Here is a 17,265-nt window from a genome sequence, read left to right on the forward strand (position 1 = left end):
TCGATGTGGGTCTTCCGACCCGGCCAGCGCAGCTGGTCGACGCGGTCGTTCCCCGCCGTGCGCGGCACCTACGGGGTCGTGGTGGCCGACTTCGACGGCGACCAGCGTGACGACATCTGGTTCACGACGGCGGGAGGGACGAGCCGATGGCTCGCGCGGGACAGGGGCTTCGCCAAGACCCCTGCGGCCCTCACCGTGACCGCCACCGCGGTGGTCGTCGGCTCCGACGGCCGACCGCGGGCCACCATCGAGCTGTCCTACGGGCGCACCGTCGTCAACCGGCGGACGCCGTGAGCCGGCCCCTCCGGGCGGTGGCGTGGCCGACGACCCTGGGTGGGACCCGCCGTCGAGGAGAGCGGCCGGCCATGGGGATGCTCCTGGCTCCGCTCGTCGCGGTGGTGCACGCCTTCGCCGACTGCCAGGACGCGGCGTGGGAGAGGTTCCTCGACGACGACGGGTGAGCTCGCTCAGGCGGTGCGCTTGTTGAGGTACATCCGGTGGTCCGCCGACGCGATCAGCCGGTCGGCGTCGGCGTCGGGCCGGTCGGTCCAGGCCACGCCCACGCTCCACGCCATGTCGAGGGTGGGGCCATCGGCCACCTGGACCCCGGGGGCCAAGGTGGCGCCCAGGCGTCGGGCCGCGGTCCGGGCCTCCTCGGCCCCGGCCACGTCGGTGAGGACGGCGATGAACTCGTCGCCGCCGATGCGGCCCACGACGTCGCCGTGGCGGGAGGCCCGCCGGAGGCGTTCGCCCACCTCGGCCAGCACGTGGTCGCCGGCCCGGTGGCCGAGGGTGTCGTTGACCTGCTTGAAGTCGTCGAGGTCGAAGTAGGCGACGGCGGTCCCGGCGGAGCCCCGGGCGTGGTCGGCGAGGGCCCGGTCGAGGGCGTCGATGACGGCGGACCGGTTGAGGCAGCCGGTCAGCTCGTCGACGGTGGCCCGGCGCTCGAGCTCGGCCCGCATCCGGTGCTCGTCGGTGACGTCGGCGATGGCGAGCACGGCGCCGCTGGGCCGGCCGTCGGCGTCGCTCAGGCCGCGCAGGGCGACGGTGCAGTGGCGGCGGACGATCTCCCCCGGGCGCTGGACGCGCACCTCGATGTCGGCGTCGACGCCGGTCTCGAGGACCTCGTCGAGGCGGACGCGCAGCGCGGCCCGATCGCCGGCGACGAGGGTCGCGAGCAGCGGCTCGACCTCGTCGTTGGCGGGCACCCCGAGCAGCTCGTGGAGGCGGGCGTTGGCGTGCACCACGTGGCGGTCGCCGTCGACGTGCAGCACGCCCGACGGAAGGGCCTCGGTGAGCCGGCGCAGGAGGTGCTCGCGCTGGCGGACCTGCTCGATGGCGTCCATCTCGTCGGAGATGTCGACCATCTCGGTGACGACCCGCCCCTGCTCGGCGAGCAGGTTGGTGTTGGTGAGGTCCATCCACAGCCAGGTGCCGTCGGCCCGGCGGTGGCGGGCGCGGAGGCGGGACGTGCCGCCGGGACGGGTGAGCATGTCGACCCAGGCGTCGACGGCCCGGTCCTGGTCGTCGGGGTGGAGCAGGTCGAGCGAGCGGGTGCCGACGAGGGCGTCGGGCTCGTAGCCGAGCATCAGACCCACGCGCTCGTCGACGTGGACGATGATCGCCATCTCGTCCTTCTCGGTGCGGCCGGTCTTGGGGACGACCGGGTCCCGCTGGGCGAAGGCGGCGATGGCGTCGGCCTCGCCGTCGGCGACGATCACGCCGACGAGCACGTCGTGGCGGTGGCGGACGTCGACGAAGTGGTAGCGGGCGTCGACGCCGTTGGCGAGGCGGACGGACGCGACCGACGCCCCGTCGACCTTGACCCGATCCCACGCGGCGATGATCGCCCGCCGGTCGGACGCCTCCACCAGCTCGAGGGCGGAGCGGGCGGCGACCACGCGCCGGTCGGGCTCGACCAGCTCGGGGGGTGTCTCGACGAAGAGGCCCTCGGCGTCGATGGCCGACACCAGGGCGCGGGGGTGCTGGCGGAGCAGCGCCGCGAGCACGGCCTCTCGGGCTGGCGGTTCCAGCGGTCGGTCTTCGGGTGCGTCCACCTCGGCCCCTCCGGTCGCGGTCCCGGCCCCATCGGCACGACGGCGCCACCTGTGAAGGGTCCGGCCGGTCAGCTGGCCGGGGCACCCCCCCGTCGGGCCTCGATGGGAGCGAGGGGGTGGTGCGGGTCGTCGGCCCACGCCGGACCCCGGTGGGCCCGGAGGGAGGTGTCGTCGAGCTGCTCGCCGCAGTGGGAGCAGACGTACACGGGGTCGGCCGGGTGGCCGCAGGCCCGGTGCTCGATGATCACCGGCGGGCCCTTGTCGCCGACGGCCCACCGGTCGCCCCACTGCATCAGGGCGACCAGCACGGGGAACAGGTCCCGGCCCTTGTCGGTGAGGTGGTACTCCCACCGGGTGCCGGACTGGGCGATGTTGCGCCGCTCCAGCACCCCCTCGTCGACGAGGGTGGTCAGCCGGTCGGTGAGGATGTTGCGCGAGATGCCGAGGTCGCCCTGGATCTCGTCGAAGCGGCGCCGCCCGTAGAACACCTCGCGCACGATGAGCGGCGTCCACCACTCGCCGATGGTCTCGAGCGACCGGGCGATCGAGCACGACATCCCGTCGAAGCTGACCCTCTTCATCGAGGACAGGCTAGGGGCCGGAGTTGCGTCACGAGACGAGGCGCAGCTGGCGCGAGGTGGCGACGTGGGTGCCGGCCCGATCCCAGAGGTCGACCGCCTCGGACACCCACCCCTCGTCGGACCAGTCGGTGCGGGCCCGCACGAGGAGCCACGGATCGTCGGAGTCGACGGGCGCCGGTGACCGGTGGTGCACGGCCAGCTCGACGGTCGGCACCGCGGTCGGGACCCGGAGGGTGGCGTACAGCGAGGGGGCGAGGGCGTCGGCCAGCACGGTGGTGCGGAGCGGGCCCGGGGCCCCGTCCTCCTCGCGGAGCCGCACCCAGGCCGAGAGGCGGGCGGTCGGCCCGCCGGTGAGGGGCAGGACCCCGTCGGTCGGGCGGATGTCGACGTGGCGGCCGAAGGGGACGAGCTCGGCCGGGGGCACGAACGGCTCCAGGTCCTCGGGCCGGTGGACGAGCGGCACGGGGAGGGGGTCGGCGCCGGCGGTCCGGGCGTCGTTGGGAGCGCCGAAGGTGGAGTGGACGACGAGGGCCGTCCGGCCGTCGACGGTGCCCTCGGTGCGGACCGTGGTGATCCGGCGGCCGGCGTGGACGAGGGCCGAGCGCAGGACGAGGGGCCCCCGCACGGGCCGCAGCAGCTGGGCGGTGCTCGAGCGCAGCGCCGCCTCCGGGGCGACCGACGCGGCGTCGGCGGCGGCGAGGGCGACGAGCAGCCCGCCGTGGGCCCCGGCCCACGACCACCAGTCGCGGGGCACGACCACGGGCGCGGGCTGGGCGAGGAGGTCGCCGGCGGTGACGGCGGGCTGCCACCCGTGGGGCACGACCCGGGTGGTCGGTGGGGCTTGCTGCTGGAGTTGCATGACGCAACGATACGTCATCGAAGTTGTGTCATGCAACCCTCTTGCGGGCGGCGGCCACCCGGCGCCGGGGCGGGGCGGCCAGGCGGATGCGTCACGGCGCGGATCAGGCGGCGTCGTGGAACAGGAGGCCCAGGGTCCGGCGCCGGCCCGAGCGGACGACGCTCACCCCGTGGCGCACCGGGGCCCGCGACCACCCCCGGGCGGTGCGGAGGGGGCGGTGCTCGGTGGTCACCACCACGCCGTGCCCCTGGAGCAGGGGGAAGGTGGTGGCCCGGGACTGGGCCCGGGGGCGCTGCTCGACCAGGACCAGCTCGCCGCCGGTGTAGTCGACGCCCGGGCGGTCCAGCCCGACGACGACCTGGAGGGGGAAGACGAGATCGCCGTAGAGATCCCGGTGGAGGGCGTTCCAGTCGCCCGGCCCGTAGGTGAGGAGCAGCGGGGTGGGCCGGGTCTGGCCCGCCGCCTGGCAGGCGTGCAGCCAGTCGCCGAAGGCGTCGGGCCACGGCGCCGGCCGCCCCAGCCGCTCCGCCCACTCCCGGGCGAGGGGCAGCAGGTGCGGCCAGAGCGCGGCCCGCAGGGCGACGACCTCCGGGGGGAGCGGGTGGGCGAAGTAGCCGTAGCGGCCCCGCCCGAAGCGGTGCCGGGCCATGTCGACGGTCGAGCGGAACCGGTGGGGCTCGTCGTCGAGGGCCGCCACCCGGGCGCAGGCCGCCTGGTCGAGCAGCGGGCCGAGGTCGGCCCCGCCGAGGTCGTCGAGCTCGGCGCCGACGGCGGCCCAGTCGACGCCGGCGACGGCCTCGGCGGCAGGTGTCGTGGTGGCGAGGTCCGGGCTCATGCCGCCGCCTCCTCCTCCATGGCCAGCAGCGCCCGCTTCATGGTCGTGCCGCCCAGGTACTGGCCGATGGTGCCGTCGGTGCGCACGACCCGGTGGCACGGCACCACGATCGGGATGGGGTTGGTGGCGCAGGCACTGCCGACGGCCCGGACGGCGCGGGGGCTGCCGGCGGCCGCGGCCAGGTCGGTGTAGGTCGCCGTCCCGCCGTAGGGCACCGACCGGAGGTGGTCGAGCACCCGGCGCCGGAAGCCGTGGGCGAGGCGGAGGTCCACCGGCAGGTCGAAGACCCGCCGCCGCCCGGCGAAGTACTCGTCGAGCTGGCGGGCGGCGTCGTCGAGGCGGCCCGGGGCTGAGAGGACCCGCGGGCTGATCTGGGCCGCCAGTCGGTCGAGCACGGCGTCGTGGCCCTGGGCGGCGAAGGCGATGCGGACCACGCCGACCGGGGTGGCGGCCACGAGCAGCGGGCCGTGGGGGCTGTCGACGGTGCGGTGGGCGACGTCGAGCAGCTCGGCGGCGGCGGCCCGGTCGGCCAGCGCGTCGCGGAGGCGGCCGAGGTCCGCGGGGGTCGGGGCGAGGGCGGCGAGGGCGGGGTCGGTCATCACGAGGGGGACCTCTTCGGGTAGGTGGAGCGGAGGCGGGCGATGCCGTCGGCCGCGCTCCGGCGGGCGGCGGCCGGTGAGCTGTCGATCAGGGCCGCGACCTCGGCGTAGGGGAGGCCGGCGACGTGGTGGTAGGCGACCGCCTGGCGCTGCTTGGGCGGCAGGGCGGCGAGGGCGTCCCAAAGCTCGGTGTCGGCGTCGACCGCCGACGGGGCCAGGGTCGTGGTGGGCGCGGGTGCGGGTCGGCCGGCCGGGACCCGGCGGGCGGTGGCCCGGGTGACGTCGATGGCCTTGCGGTGGGCGATGGTCACCAGCCAGGCCCGGACGTCGCTGCCGGGCCGCAGGTCGGGGTAGGCCCGGAGGGCGGACAGGAACGTCTCGCTCCAGGCGTCGTCGGCGTCGTGGGGTCCGAGGATGGCGCGGCAGACCCGCAGCACCACGTCGCCGTGCTCGGCGACGACCTGGTCGAACGGGGGCAGGCTCACCTCAGGTCAACGCCCCGGAGCCCCGGGACGTGAGGTGCCACACGGAAGGTGCCTGGCACCATCCGTGGCGCGCCACGCATGGTGCCAGGCACCTTCCGTGGTGCGGGGCATCGGTCAGCGCCCGAGGCGGTCGACGTCGGGCATCGCCCCATCATCGCGGCCAGGCTGGAGGCGTGGCCCCCGCCGACGACATCGCTGCCGACGAGGTCAGGGCCCTGCTCGCCGTCCCGCCCGAGGAGTTCGTGCCCGCCCGCACGGCGCGGGTGAAGGAGCTCAAGGCCGAGGGCCGCAAGGACGAGGCCGCCGCCGTGGCCAAGCTGCGCAAGCCCGTGCGCCTGGTGTGGATCGTCGGAGAGCTGGCCCGACGCCACCCCGACGTGGCCGGCGCCGCCGCCGAGGTGGCCGAGGACCTCGAGGCGGCCCAGGCCGGCGGCGGAGCGGTCCGCCCCCTCCTCAAGCAGTTCCGCGACGTCGTCGGCCGGGTCGCCGAGCTGGCCGACGAGATCGAGGGGGCCGTCGACCGGCTCGAGGTCGGGCTGGCCCTGCGCGAGGTGCTGGCCGACCCCGACGCCCGCGAGGCGTGGACCGATGGCCGGCTCCTCGGCCTCCCCGGCGACGACGAGGAGGACGCCCCCGCCGACGAGCTCGCCCCCCGGCGGGCCAAGAAGGCAGCGGCCACCAAGGCGGCGTCGAAGGCCGCGACCAAGGCGGCGCGGGGGAAGGCCGCCCCGGCGGACGACGCCGACGCCGACGCCGACGCCGACGCCGACGCCGAGGCCCGGGCCGAGGCCGAGCGCCGGGCCGAGGAGGCCGAGGCTGAGGCCGAGGCCCGGCGGGTGGCCGAGGAAGCCGTCGCCGCCACCGAGGACGAGGTGGCCGAGGCGGCCTCGGCCCGCGACGCGGCCACCACCGCCCGGGCCGAGCTCGAGGAGCAGCTGGCCCGGCTCGAGGCGCGGGTCGGTGAGGCCCGCCAGGCGCAGGAACAGGCCGAGGCGGACCTCGCCGCCGCCGAGGAGCGCCACGCCACCGCCCGCGCTGCCCTCGACCGGATCGGCGGCCCGGCCTCGGCCGTTCGGCGCCGCCGCCGCTGACCCCTCGGCGCCCCGCCGTCCCGCCCGGGCGGGGCGCAGGTCGGCCGGGCCGACCCGCACCGGCACGGGGCCGCCAGCGATCAGACGAGGGCGCGGGCCGACCGGGCGTCTCGGAGGGCGAGGCCCCACCAGGTCAGCTGGTCGAGGAGGACGGCAGCGGCGGCGTCGGTGCCGGCCCGGTCGTGGGGCCGGCCGTCGGGACCGAAGGCGGCGGCGGCGCCGGGGAAGCTGACCGTGTCCCGGATGGCGGGGGCGTGGAGCTCGGCGAAGATCAGGCGCAGGTGCTCGGTGGCCCGCAGCCGCCGGAGACCCCGCCGTAGGAGACCACCGCCACCGGCTTGGCCCGCCACTCGGGGCCCACCAGGTCGATGGCCTGCTTGAGCGAGGCCGGCACGCTGTGGTTGTACTCGGGGGTCACCACGATGAAGGCGTCGGCCGCCCCGATCTGCCCGGCCCAGCCGTCGACGGCGGGGTGGGCGCCGGCCGGCATCACCGCCGGCAGGGCGGCGGCGGCCACGTCGAGGACGGTGACGTCGAGGTCGGGGCGGGCCGCGGCCCGCTCGGCGATCCAGCGGCCCACGACGGGGCCGAAGCGGCCCTCGCGGGTGCTCCCGATGATCACGGCGACGGAGAGGGGACGGTCGGTGGGGCGCATGGAGGGGACCGTAGGAACTCAACCTCACCTGAGGTCAAGGTCCGTTCGGGAGGGCTAGGCTGGCGGCGTGGAGCACGACCTGTCCATCGGTGCCGTCAGCGAGCGCACGGGCGTCGCCCCGACGGCGCTCCGCTTCTACGAGGCCGAGGGGCTCATCCACTCGGACCGGACCAGCGGCAACCAGCGCCGGTACCACCGGGAGGTCATCCGCCGGGTGTCGTTCATCCGCGTCGCCCAGCAGGTGGGGCTGACGCTGGAGGAGATCCGGGCCGCCCTCGACTCGCTGCCCGACAACCGCACCCCGACCACCAAGGACTGGGAGAAGCTGTCCGCCGCCTGGCGGCCCCGGCTCGACGCCCAGATCGGCATCCTCGAGCGCCTCCGCGACCGCCTCGACGCCTGCATCGGCTGCGGCTGCCTCTCGCTCGGCGTGTGCAAGCTGATGAACCCGGGCGACAAGGCCGCCCTCGCCGGCCCCGGGCCCCGGTTCGTCCTCGACGCCGACTGACTGTCGTCGTCGGGGCCACGTCCTCGCCATCCGCCTCGACGCCTCTTGACCTCAAGTGAGGTCGAGGCTCCAGCATGCCGCCCATGCAGATGGACTTCGGGCACTGGGAGGCGATGCGCAGCGCCATGCGCGACGAGCCGGGGCGGCGGCGTCTGGACCGCCGGACGCTGCGGCGCGTCGCCGCCTTCGCCCGCCCCCACCGGCGCAGCCTGGCCGCCTTCCTCCTGCTGAGCTCGGTCATCGCCCTCCTCACGGTGGCGACGCCCGTCCTCGCCGGGTGGGTGGTCGACGAGATCGTCGCCGCCGACGGGCGCGCCGGTCGGGTGGTGCTGCTCGCCGTGGTCATCGCCCTGGTGGCGGTGGCCGAGGCCGTCGTCGGCCTGGCCGAGCGGTGGTACTCGGCCCGCATCGGCGAGGGCCTCATCCTCGACCTGCGCCGCGCCGTGTACTCCCACGTGCAGCGCATGCCGCTGGCCTTCTTCACGCGGACCCGCACCGGGGCTCTCGTCAGCCGGCTGGACAACGACGTCATCGGTGCCCAGCGGGCCTTCACCTCGATCCTGTCCGGGCTGGTGAGCAACGCCATCGCCCTGGTGCTCACCGTCGCCGTGATGCTCCGCCTGTCGTGGGCGATCACCCTGCTGGCCCTGCTGCTCCTGCCGGCGTTCCTGCTCCCGGCCCGCCGGATGGGCGCCCGCCTGGCCCACCTCGAGCGGGAGGCGGCCACCCACAACTCGGCCATGACGACCCAGATGACCGAGCGCTTCTCGGCCCCGGGCGCCACCCTCGTCAAGCTGTTCGGCCGGCCCGAGCGCGAGGCCGCCGCCTTCGAGGCCCGGGCCGAGCGGGTGGCCCAGATCGGGGTCCGCACCGCACTCGGCCAGTACGCCTTCCTGACCGCCCTGGCCCTGGTGTCAGCCCTCGCCCTGGCCCTCGTCTACGGGCTCGGGGGCTGGCTGGCCCTGGAGGGGCGGCTGGAGGCGGGCACCGTCGTCACCCTCGCCCTGCTCCTCACCCGGCTCTACGCCCCGCTGACCGCCCTGGCCAACGCCCGGGTCGACGCCATGAGCGCCCTCGTCAGCTTCGAGCGGGTCTTCGAGGTCCTCGACCTCGCCCCCCTGATCGCCGAGAGGCCCGACGCCGTCGACCTGCCCGACGGCCCCCTCACCGTCGAGATCGACGACGTCCGCTTCGCCTATCCGGCGGCCGACAAGGTCTCCCTGGCCTCGCTGGAGGAGGTCGCCGTGCTCGACACCCGGGGCGGCGACGAGGTCCTCCACGGCGTCTCGCTGCGCGTCGACCCGGGCCAGGTCTTGGCCCTCGTCGGCACCTCGGGCAGCGGCAAGTCGACCATCGCCTCGCTCGTGCCCCGGCTCTACGACGTCGACTCGGGTGCGGTCCGCATCGGGGGCGTCGACGTCCGCGACCTGACCGCACGGTCGCTGCGCCAGGCCGTCGGCCTGGTCACCCAGGACGGCCACATGTTCCACGACACCGTGCGGGAGAACATGCTGCTGGCCCGCCCCGAGGCCACCGACGACGAGATCTGGGCGGCCCTGGAGCAGGCCCGGCTCGGGCCGCTGGTGCGGAGCCTGCCCGACGGGCTCGACACCGTGGTCGGTGAGCGGGGCTACCGGTTCTCGGGCGGCGAGCGCCAGCGCCTCACCATCGCCCGCATCCTGCTGGCCCAGCCCCGGGTGGTGCTCCTCGACGAGGCCACCGCCAGCCTCGACTCCACCTCGGAGGTCGCCGTCCAGGAGGCGCTGGCCGACGCCCTGGCCGGGCGGACCGCCATCGTCGTGGCCCACCGCCTCTCGACGATCCGCCAGGCCGACGCCATCGCCGTCATCGAGGACGGGCGGGCCGTCGAGCAGGGCCCGCACCTCCAGCTCCTCGCCCGCGGCGGCCGCTACGCCGAGCTGTACCGGACCCAGCGCGACGCCGGCGAGCCGGCGCCGGAGCCCGAGCCCGACCAGGAGACCGCCGCCTGACACCGGAGCTCCGCAAGGTGCGGGTCCTCGCAGCCGTCGGTGGGTTCCCAGCCCGGTGCCTCGTCCGGCGGACGACGCCCGCGGTGGGCCTGGCGGCAGCCCCTCCACCCGGCCTGCGTCGGATCGTGCCGGCGGCGCAGCCGCTTCGGCCGGAAGGGGCCCGCCCCCCCGACGCTCACACGGCGATCAGGTCAGCGACCTGGCTTCGGGGATGGAGAAGTCGCGGTCGACGTGCTTCGGGGGGATGTGGGCGGTGCCGCCGGCCGGGGGCCGCCAGCCGCTCGCCGCGATCCCCTCCATCACGTGGACCATGTTGAGCAGGTCCTCCTCGTAGCGGAACCGCCCGTCGCCGCCGTAGACGAGGGTCGACACGCCCGACTGGGCGTGGGTGGTGCCGTCGGGGCCGGGGATCAGCTGGCGCCACTTCACCACGACGGTGTCGTCCTGGACCATCACGAAGTCGATGGGGAACCGCCAGTCCTCGAGCCCGTCCATGGCGTCGCCGAAGACGGTCTCCCGCATGGCGTCGAGCCCCTCGACCCGCCCCCACGCCGGGTCGATGAACACGGCGTCGTCGGTGAAGTGGGCGGCCAGGTCGGCCCAGGTGCCGTCCCCGTCCTCGATGCGCTCGCGGGTGGCCACGTAGGCGTCGACCGCGGCTCGGACCTCGTCGGGGGGGTAGCTCACGAGAACAGGTTCTACCGCGCCGCGCCGGCTCGCGCTGGGGAGGTGCCTCCCGGTGGTCTTGTTGCGCGTGCAAGTACAATGGCCGAGCGGACCCGCCGGCGGGTCCCGAAGGGAGCATCCGATGCCCATCCAGCGCCTCAACCACGCCGTCCTCTACGTGCGCGACGTCGAGCGCACCGCCCACCTCTACCGCGACGTGCTCGGGTTCCGCACCGTCGTGGAGATCCCCGGCCGGGCCCTGTTCCTCCAGGCCCCGGGCTCGACCAACGACCACGACCTGGGGCTGTTCCAGGTCGGCGAGGGGGCCGGGCCCTCGGGCGCCGGGCGCACCACCGTGGGCCTGTACCACCTGGCCTGGGAGGTCGACACCCTGGCCGAGCTGGCCCGGATCGAGGGGCTCCTCCGGGCCGAGGGGGCCCTCGTCGGCGCCTCCGACCACGGCACGACCAAGGCCCTGTACGCCCAGGACCCCGACGGCATCGAGCTCGAGGTCTCCTGGCTCGTGCCCGCCGACCGCCTGGCCGAGGTGGGGGAGGTCGACATCCGGCCCCGGCCGCTGGACCTGGCGCGCGAGATCGCCCGCTTCGGCGCCGACACCCTCGGCGGCGTGGGCGTCTCCACGCCGGTCCCGGTCGGCCGCTGGTCGGGTCGGTCCGACCCGTCGCGCACGATGCGTGTCGAGACCCGAGACAAGACCACGCACAGTGAACTACGATGGGGGCATGGTCGCTCGCCCCGCCCACCCCGCCCCCCGCCCGGCCCGCCGGGCCGCCCTCGTGGGTCTCGTCGGCGGCCTCCTGGCCCTGGCCCTGATGGCAGGCCCCGCCAGCGCCACCGAGGCCGGCCCCGCCTACCCCCCCGGCGCCGGCGCCAGCGGTGTGGTGGTGGCGGGTGGGTCCGACACCGACTCTCCGGGCGACGCCGGGGCATCCGACCGCCCCGATCCCGACCGCCCCGATCCCGACCGCCCCGATCCCGACCGCCCCGACGGCACCGCCGACGACGCGACCGGCCCCGGCGACGAGGCCATCACCGCCGCCCCCACCTCGGCAGCGGGCGCACCCGACGGCGATGGTGGTGGGAGCGGTCTGGGGCTGGTCGTCGTCGTGGTCGCGGTCGCCGTGCTGCTCGGCGGGCTCATCGCCCGTCGCCTCTGACCCTCGGCGCCACCGCCCGCCGCGGCCGTCGGCGCACCCCGGCCCGGCCCGGCCGGGGCGCATGCCACCATGACCGCATGCCGGCCCACGAGCACGACAGCCCGCTGCGCGGGCTGCCGGGCCGGGTCCGGCGCTCCCGGCAGATGGCCAGCGCCGCCCGCCGCGCCGGGCTGTCGCCACCGCAGCCCCGCCACCCCAGCGCCCCCCGGGACGAGGGCGCCCTCACCACGCTCGACGCGACCATCCGGCCCGTGGCCGGCACCGGGTACCGTCGGCTCGACTGGGCGCCGGGCGAGCCCCACGTCGTGCGCGACGAGCTGGCCCGACCCGCCGCCGACCGGGCTCGGACCCGCACCTCGCTGCTCTACGTCGCCCACCACACCGACGTCCACGTGTGCGACGCCCAGTCGCCGTCCCGGCTGGAGGCGGGCGATGCCTTCGGCTGGGCCAACCCCGGCTCCGACGGCGGGCACCGCCCCCAGGAGACGCTGACCACCCAGGTGCTCGACCAGCTCGTGGTGGCCACCAACGCCGTCGCCACCAGCCCGCTGAGCGGGGCGCCGATGGCCTGGTGCGTCCAGACGGGCGACAACGTCGACAACCGTGGCGCGGCGGAGCTGCGGTGGTTCATCGACGTCCTCGACGGGCGCCCGGTCACACCGAACACCGGTGCCCCCGGCCGCTACGAGGGCGTGCAGCGGTCGGGCTGGCGGGGGGCGTGGCACCCCGACCGCGCCGGGTGGGACCGTCGCTCCCGCGCCGGCTTCCCCCGCCTGCCCGGGGTGCTCGACGCCGCCGTGGCCCCGTTCACCCCGGCCGGGCTGGCGGTGCCGTGGCTGACCGTCTTCGGCAACCACGACGTGCTGTTCCAGGGCACGTTCGGCCCCAACCGGGGCGCCCGCCTCGACCTGGTCGGCGCCATGCTCGAGGCGACCGGGCGCAAGCCGGTGGGCGCCGCCGGCCTCACGCGGGCGCTGGCGGTGGCGACGGCGTCGAAGGGCGACCCGGCCCGCTGGGAGCGGGCCGCCCGGGGCCGCTGGGTCCAAGACGTCACGCCCGACCCCGACGCCCGCCGGCCCGTCGCCGCCGACGCCTACGTGGCCGCCCTCCTGGCCACCGACCCGGCCGACGCCGCCGGCCCGGGCCCGGTGGGGCACGGCTTCACCGAGGGCAACGTCCTCGACGGCACGACGTGGTGGTCCCGGTGGGAGGGGCCGCACCTGCAGGTCATCGGGCTCGACACCTGCAACCACACCCACGGCGACGGTGGCGGGATCGGGCCGGCCCAGCTGGCCTGGCTCACCGACCAGCTCCAGCGGTGCCACCGGCGCTGGCGCGACGAGCGGGGCCGGTGGGTCGAGGGGGCCGGCCCCGACCGCCTGGTCGTCCTGCTCAGCCACCACTCCACCTGGACGATGACCAACGGCGTGGAGGACGAGGCCGACCCCGGCCCCCGGGCGCTCGGCCCGGACCTGGTCGCCCTGCTCGACCGCTTCCCCAACGTCGTCCTCTGGGCGAACGGCCACACCCACCGCCACACCGTGCAGGCCCACCGCCGCGCCGAGGGCGGGGGCTGGTGGGAGCTCAACACGGCCAGCGGCATCGACTTCGGCCAGCAGGCCCGCACGGTCGAGATCTTCGCCAACGGCGACGACACCCTCTCGATCGTCGCCACGGTCCTCGACCACCACGGCCCGCCCCGGGTGGCGCACCGGCGCGACGGCCGGTGGGACCCGGTCGAGCTGGCGTCGCTCAGCCGCGAGCTGTCGGCCAACGACGACCAGTGGGTCGACCCGCTGTTCGGGCTGGGTGCGGTCGAGGACCGCAACGTCGAGCTCGTGGTCCCGCTGCCGTTCCCGCTGGCCTGACCGACGCCTGCGCCGCGGCGGGGCGCCGATCAGCCCTCGGTCAGGTCGACCGGGTCGTCCACCACCTCGCACCCGGCCACCAGGGCCCGCAGCATGGCCACGGGGAGCTCGGTGTCACCGGTCCCGGTGGCGTTCACGTGCTGGCACCCGAGGTGCCCGGCGATCAGCAGCTGGGTGAAGGTGTCGACGTCGATGCCCGGGGGCGGGCGGCGCCCTTGGGCGGCCAGCAGCTCGGCCACGCCGCGCCGGAGCTCCTCGCGGAACCGGGCCCGGTGCTGCTCGACCCGCTCCTGCAGACCGGGTGTGCGCAGCGAGTGGAGGAGGAACTCGGTGCTCAGCACGAACCAGGCCCGGTCCGGGGCCCGCATGGCGATGAGCGACTCGATGGCCTGCTCGAACGGGCGCCCCTCCCGGTCCACGGTGGCGACCTGTTCCCGGATGAGCCCGACGGTGACGTCGATGGTGCGCTCCCACAGGGCCAGCAGGAGCTCGTCGAGGCTGGTGAAGTTGCTGTAGAACGCGCCCCGCGTGAACCCGGCGCGCCGGCAGACCTCCTCGATGGTGGTGGCCTGGAACCCGACCTCGCAGAAGGTCTGGTAGGCGGCGTCGAGCAGGCGCTGCCTCGTCTCCTCCCGGGGGGGCCGTCCCGGCGTCTCCCGGCTGTCGGTCGGTGACGACATGGTGAGGACGGTACCCACAAGTGGGGGACGCCCATGCCCCGGAGCGTCAGCGGGGTGCGGTCACGGGTCGGCCCGATCCGGCGATGGTCACAAGCACCGGGCACCCCGTGAGCCTGTCCGATCCGGCGATCGGCGGGCCGCTTCCGCTTCTGATCGACGGGTAGCGCGGCGCCGTGCTGTACCTGGCGTGGGAGGAGACCGGCGAGCTCGACGGGCCGGTCGAGGGACCGTGGGAGGAGGTGGTCCGGCTCCGTCCGGGTCTCCTGCTGCTCGACAGCCCGGCGACCCGCTCGGTCGTCTACCACGCCGTCAAGCACCAGCTCCCCGAGGGCACGGCGCTGCTGGTGGCCCCGCTGGCCGACGCCCCCAAGATGAAGGGCATGGCCGAGGGCACCGCCGCCTGGCTGCGCGACCGACGCGGCAGCTGAGCACCCCCGACGGGATTCGAACCCGCGTTGCCGGCTTGAAAGGCCGGTGTCCTGGGCCGCTGGACGACGGGGGCCTGGCCCGCCGACGGTAGCCGCACCGGTGGTGCCGACCCCCGGGCGGATCAGACGATGATGCTGCGCACGGCGAGCAGGGAGGCGACCAGGTCGGGGTCGCCGGTGGTGCGGACGGCGGCGGGCGCCACCGCCAGGCCCGTCAGCTGGCGCCAGGCCGTCTCGGCGTCGAGCGCCAGGGTCGCCGAGGGGGCGGCCGGCCGTCCCTCGTCGAGGTCCCAGCCGTCGGCGTCCCGGCGCACCGTCCACCACTGGTCGCCGAGCGCCACGCCGACGGTCGTCCGCTCCGGTGCCGGGCCCAGCTGGGCGGGCACGGCCCACGCGAAGGTGCGCAGGACCTCGGCCCGGACCGGGTCGGCGCCCTCGGGTGGCGGCCGGCCGACGGCGTCGGCGATGTGGCGGCCGTGGACCCACCGCTCGGTCAGCTCCCGGGCCACGTCGAGCCATCGGGGGGCGGCGCCGCCGGCCCAGCTCACGTGGGACGGCGCGCCGAGGTCGACGGTGGCCAGGTGGCGGTCCACCTCGGCTCCGGACCAGCGCAGGAGGTCGGTCACGACCCGGCGGCTCAGCCCGGCGGCGCCGACGACCCAGCGCTCGTTCTTGGCGTCGAGGGCGGCGACGAACGCCTCGGGCGGACCGTCGACGGGGATGAGGCCCGACCGGTCTCCGTCGCGCTGGCGGGACAGGAGGCCGAGGTCGTCGTCGAGGAGGTGTCGGGCCACGTCGCCCACCCGCCAGTGGCCGGCCTCGGTCGGCGCCGCCCACGCCGTGTCGTCGAGGGCGTCGAGCACGGCCACCAGGTCGGCCCGCCCGGCCGTGAGCAGCGACCGCACGTCGCGCACCGGTGCCTCACCCAGCCGCACGGCGCCTCCTAGTCGAGCGCCTCGACGGCGTGGTGGAGGAGGTAGCCGAGCACCTCGTAGACCTGCCACATGTGGACCAGGCGCACGGCCTCGTCGCGGCGGGCGGGGTCGGCGGTGGGGTCCTGGGCCACGGCCCAGGCCCGCTCCAGCGTGGTGGCCTCGTGCTCCTCGTCGCCGTCGACGTCGAGCCGCTCGGCCAGCACCAGGCGGAGGGCGTTGACGCCCTGGACCCACGCCACGAGCTGGTCCTCGGTGAGCGGCTCGCCGCCCGCGGTGCGCACCACCTCGAGGGCGGCGCGCCGGGCGTCGCGGAGCCGCCCGCCCTGCTCGATCTCCCACGCCGCCTCGGCCAGCACGTCGTCGGTGTGGGCCGGGGGGAAGAGGCGGCGCAGCCCCCGGTCCGCCGACGGGTCGTCGAGAAGGGGGTCCAGCTGGTCGACGAGGGCGGTGAGCAGCCCGGTCATGGCGTCGTCGAGGCGGAGCACGTAGGTCCCGTCGCGCTTGCGGGCCACCGGCTTGCGGGCCACGTCAGGCTCCCGTCACGGCTGCTGCTCCATGGTGGCCCACAGCCCGTGCTCGTGGAGGCGGAACACGTCGAGCTCGGCCTTCTCCCGGGGTCCGGACGAGACGACGGCCCGGCCCTCGTGGTGGACCTGGAGCATCAGGTGGTTGGCCTTGTCCTTGGAGAAGCCGAACAGCTTGCGGAACACCCACGCCACGTACTGCATGAGGTTGACCGGGTCGTCCCACACGATCACCTGCCACGGCCGGTCGAGCTCGACGTCCTGGTCGAGGTCCGGCTCCATGACCTCCAGGGGCGCGGTCTCGGACATGGTCAGCCTCCCGCGGGGACGGCGGCCGACGGGTCGAGCGCGGCGGACCCGAGCGGCGGGAGCCGGGCGGGCAGGGGCTCGGTCAGGGTCAGGTAGAGCCGCAGCGTCGCCGCCCACACCAGCATCGACCCCAGGACGTGCAGGCCGACGAGCAGCTCGGGCACCCCGGTGGCGTACTGCAGGTACCCCAGACCGCCCTGGAGGACCACGACGGTCAGCAGGGCGGTGGCCCGCTCCATCCCCGTGGGCCCGACCATCTCGCGCCGCATGCGCACGAGCAGGGCGACGAGCACCGCCAGGAACACCCACGTCACGGCGCTGTGGATCATGGCGACGCCCCGCACCGACAGCCACTCGAGCCGCTCGGCCTCCTCGTCGCCGGCGTGGGGGCCGGTGCCGGTGACCACGGTCCCGGCCAGCATGACCGCCGCCGCCATGGCGATGGTCGCCCGCCCGAGGCGCACCACCGCCGGCCCGGCCAGGGCGTAGGCCCGCTCGGGCCGGCCGTCGTCACCATCGGGCCGGGAGGCGCGGTGGTGGAGGACGACGGCGTTGGCCACGAGGACCGCCGAGACGAGGAAGTGGCCCTGCACGGTGATGGGGTGGACGTGCATGCGCACGACGACGGCGCCGAGGACGATCTGGGCCAGGACGCCCGCCACCAGCCCCCACGACAGGAGGGTCAGGTCGCGCCGGCGGGGCACCCGGCGCAGCGAGCCGAGGACGGCGAGGGCCACGGCGACCGACACCGCACCGGTGATCATCCGGTTGGCGAACTCGATCCAGGGGTTCCACGACGACTCCCCGTGGGGCACGAACTGCCCCGGCTCGCAGCCCGGCCACGACGAGCATCCCAACCCCGAGCCGGTCAGCCGGACCCCGGCCCCGGTGACCACGATGACGACCAGGGACCAGAGCGCGACGGACGTGATGCGCCGGTAGCTGGTGGGAGAGAGGGCGGGGGCGCGGTCCATCACGGCCACCCCCAGAGGGTACGGCCGGACCCGGTCCGACAC

The 17,265-nt window shown here is 75.9% G+C and carries 20 protein-coding genes, 1 tRNA gene and 2 pseudogenes; 9 read left to right on the forward strand and 14 right to left on the reverse strand.

From position 1 onward, the window contains the following. Positions 1-3 precede the first annotated feature (3 nt). Together HC251_RS00600 and HC251_RS00605 are read left to right on the forward strand one after the other, a co-directional pair. The gene (locus HC251_RS00600; RefSeq protein ID WP_219943392.1) at positions 4-294 is read left to right on the forward strand and encodes a hypothetical protein; all 291 of its coding nucleotides are present in this window, start codon (positions 4-6) and stop codon (positions 292-294) included. After that, the gene (locus HC251_RS00605; protein ID WP_219943393.1) at positions 291-461 is read left to right on the forward strand and encodes a hypothetical protein; all 171 of its coding nucleotides are present in this window, start codon (positions 291-293) and stop codon (positions 459-461) included. Before HC251_RS00600 ends, HC251_RS00605 begins: the two co-directional genes overlap by 4 nt. A 6-nt stretch (positions 462-467) precedes the next feature. On the opposite strand, the gene HC251_RS00610 is transcribed toward HC251_RS00605, so the two are convergent. From HC251_RS00610 to HC251_RS00635, 6 genes are all read right to left on the reverse strand, one after another. Next, complete coding sequence (locus tag HC251_RS00610) at positions 468-2,057, reverse strand: GGDEF domain-containing protein (protein ID WP_219943394.1); 1,590 nt, start codon at positions 2,055-2,057, stop codon at positions 468-470. 68 nt (positions 2,058-2,125) lie between these two features. Beyond that, positions 2,126-2,638 (reverse strand): helix-turn-helix domain-containing protein, encoded by a 513-nt coding sequence (locus HC251_RS00615; RefSeq protein ID WP_219943395.1) that lies wholly within the window; start codon positions 2,636-2,638, stop codon positions 2,126-2,128. Between the two features lie 28 nt (positions 2,639-2,666). Next, on the reverse strand, positions 2,667-3,497 hold the full coding sequence (locus HC251_RS00620) for a thioesterase family protein (protein WP_219943396.1): 831 nt from the start codon (positions 3,495-3,497) through the stop codon (positions 2,667-2,669). A 103-nt stretch (positions 3,498-3,600) separates the two neighbouring features. Beyond that, the gene (locus tag HC251_RS00625) at positions 3,601-4,332 is read right to left on the reverse strand and encodes a 2OG-Fe(II) oxygenase (RefSeq protein WP_219943397.1); all 732 of its coding nucleotides are present in this window, start codon (positions 4,330-4,332) and stop codon (positions 3,601-3,603) included. Further along, positions 4,329-4,931, reverse strand: coding sequence for a methylated-DNA--[protein]-cysteine S-methyltransferase (locus HC251_RS00630; protein WP_255566781.1), 603 nt, complete (start codon positions 4,929-4,931; stop codon positions 4,329-4,331). Before HC251_RS00630 ends, HC251_RS00625 begins: the two co-directional genes overlap by 4 nt. Then, the gene (locus HC251_RS00635; RefSeq protein WP_219943399.1) at positions 4,931-5,416 is read right to left on the reverse strand and encodes an RNA polymerase sigma factor; all 486 of its coding nucleotides are present in this window, start codon (positions 5,414-5,416) and stop codon (positions 4,931-4,933) included. Before HC251_RS00635 ends, HC251_RS00630 begins: the two co-directional genes overlap by 1 nt. Positions 5,417-5,589: 173 nt before the next feature. On the opposite strand from HC251_RS00635, the gene HC251_RS00640 reads away from it, so the two are divergent. Continuing rightward, on the forward strand, positions 5,590-6,507 hold the full coding sequence (locus HC251_RS00640; protein ID WP_219943400.1) for a hypothetical protein: 918 nt from the start codon (positions 5,590-5,592) through the stop codon (positions 6,505-6,507). Positions 6,508-6,587: 80 nt separating this feature from the next. Here the strand turns inward: HC251_RS00640 and HC251_RS00650 are convergent. Beyond that, positions 6,588-7,162, reverse strand: a pseudogene (locus tag HC251_RS00650) (NADPH-dependent FMN reductase). A gap of 67 nt (positions 7,163-7,229) precedes the next feature. On the opposite strand from HC251_RS00650, the gene soxR reads away from it, so the two are divergent. Beyond that, positions 7,230-7,670: a redox-sensitive transcriptional activator SoxR gene (soxR, locus tag HC251_RS00655; RefSeq protein ID WP_219943403.1), complete on the forward strand. Its 441-nt coding sequence runs from the start codon at positions 7,230-7,232 to the stop codon at positions 7,668-7,670. Between the two features lie 113 nt (positions 7,671-7,783). Further along, positions 7,784-9,661: an ABC transporter ATP-binding protein gene (locus HC251_RS00660; protein ID WP_219945580.1), complete on the forward strand. Its 1,878-nt coding sequence runs from the start codon at positions 7,784-7,786 to the stop codon at positions 9,659-9,661. 186 nt (positions 9,662-9,847) lie between these two features. Here the strand turns inward: HC251_RS00660 and HC251_RS00665 are convergent, their stop codons facing one another. Continuing rightward, the gene (locus tag HC251_RS00665) at positions 9,848-10,348 is read right to left on the reverse strand and encodes a nuclear transport factor 2 family protein (RefSeq protein ID WP_219943404.1); all 501 of its coding nucleotides are present in this window, start codon (positions 10,346-10,348) and stop codon (positions 9,848-9,850) included. A gap of 121 nt (positions 10,349-10,469) precedes the next feature. Here HC251_RS00665 and HC251_RS25370 point away from each other — a divergent pair. The 3 genes and pseudogenes from HC251_RS25370 to HC251_RS25380 form a co-directional block, all read left to right on the forward strand. Further along, positions 10,470-10,829 (forward strand): annotated as a pseudogene (locus HC251_RS25370) (VOC family protein); the annotation flags it as partial. 241 nt (positions 10,830-11,070) lie between these two features. Next, the gene (locus tag HC251_RS25375; protein ID WP_255566797.1) at positions 11,071-11,505 is read left to right on the forward strand and encodes a hypothetical protein; all 435 of its coding nucleotides are present in this window, start codon (positions 11,071-11,073) and stop codon (positions 11,503-11,505) included. 77 nt (positions 11,506-11,582) lie between these two features. Continuing rightward, the gene (locus HC251_RS25380) at positions 11,583-13,373 is read left to right on the forward strand and encodes a TIGR03767 family metallophosphoesterase (protein WP_255566782.1); all 1,791 of its coding nucleotides are present in this window, start codon (positions 11,583-11,585) and stop codon (positions 13,371-13,373) included. A gap of 29 nt (positions 13,374-13,402) precedes the next feature. On the opposite strand, the gene HC251_RS00675 is transcribed toward HC251_RS25380, so the two are convergent. Beyond that, positions 13,403-14,053, reverse strand: a complete 651-nt coding sequence (locus HC251_RS00675) for a TetR/AcrR family transcriptional regulator (RefSeq protein ID WP_219943406.1) — start codon at positions 14,051-14,053, stop codon at positions 13,403-13,405. 173 nt (positions 14,054-14,226) lie between these two features. Between HC251_RS00675 and HC251_RS00680 the strand changes: the two genes are divergently transcribed. Further along, the gene (locus HC251_RS00680) at positions 14,227-14,481 is read left to right on the forward strand and encodes a hypothetical protein (protein ID WP_219943407.1); all 255 of its coding nucleotides are present in this window, start codon (positions 14,227-14,229) and stop codon (positions 14,479-14,481) included. A 1-nt stretch (position 14,482) separates the two neighbouring features. On the opposite strand, the gene HC251_RS00685 is transcribed toward HC251_RS00680, so the two are convergent. The 5 genes from HC251_RS00685 to HC251_RS00705 form a co-directional block, all read right to left on the reverse strand. Beyond that, positions 14,483-14,555 (reverse strand) — tRNA-Glu (locus HC251_RS00685). Between the two features lie 48 nt (positions 14,556-14,603). Then, complete coding sequence (locus HC251_RS00690; RefSeq protein ID WP_219943408.1) at positions 14,604-15,416, reverse strand: maleylpyruvate isomerase N-terminal domain-containing protein; 813 nt, start codon at positions 15,414-15,416, stop codon at positions 14,604-14,606. A gap of 8 nt (positions 15,417-15,424) precedes the next feature. Next, complete coding sequence (locus tag HC251_RS00695; protein WP_219943409.1) at positions 15,425-15,943, reverse strand: DUF2017 family protein; 519 nt, start codon at positions 15,941-15,943, stop codon at positions 15,425-15,427. A 12-nt stretch (positions 15,944-15,955) separates the two neighbouring features. Beyond that, positions 15,956-16,249 (reverse strand): ATP-dependent Clp protease adapter ClpS, encoded by a 294-nt coding sequence (clpS, locus tag HC251_RS00700; protein WP_219943410.1) that lies wholly within the window; start codon positions 16,247-16,249, stop codon positions 15,956-15,958. A gap of 2 nt (positions 16,250-16,251) precedes the next feature. Then, complete coding sequence (locus HC251_RS00705; RefSeq protein ID WP_255566783.1) at positions 16,252-17,223, reverse strand: heme A synthase; 972 nt, start codon at positions 17,221-17,223, stop codon at positions 16,252-16,254. Positions 17,224-17,265 lie beyond the last annotated feature (42 nt).

The organism is Iamia sp. SCSIO 61187 (assembly GCF_019443745.1).
Lineage (GTDB): Bacteria > Actinomycetota > Acidimicrobiia > Acidimicrobiales > Iamiaceae > Iamia.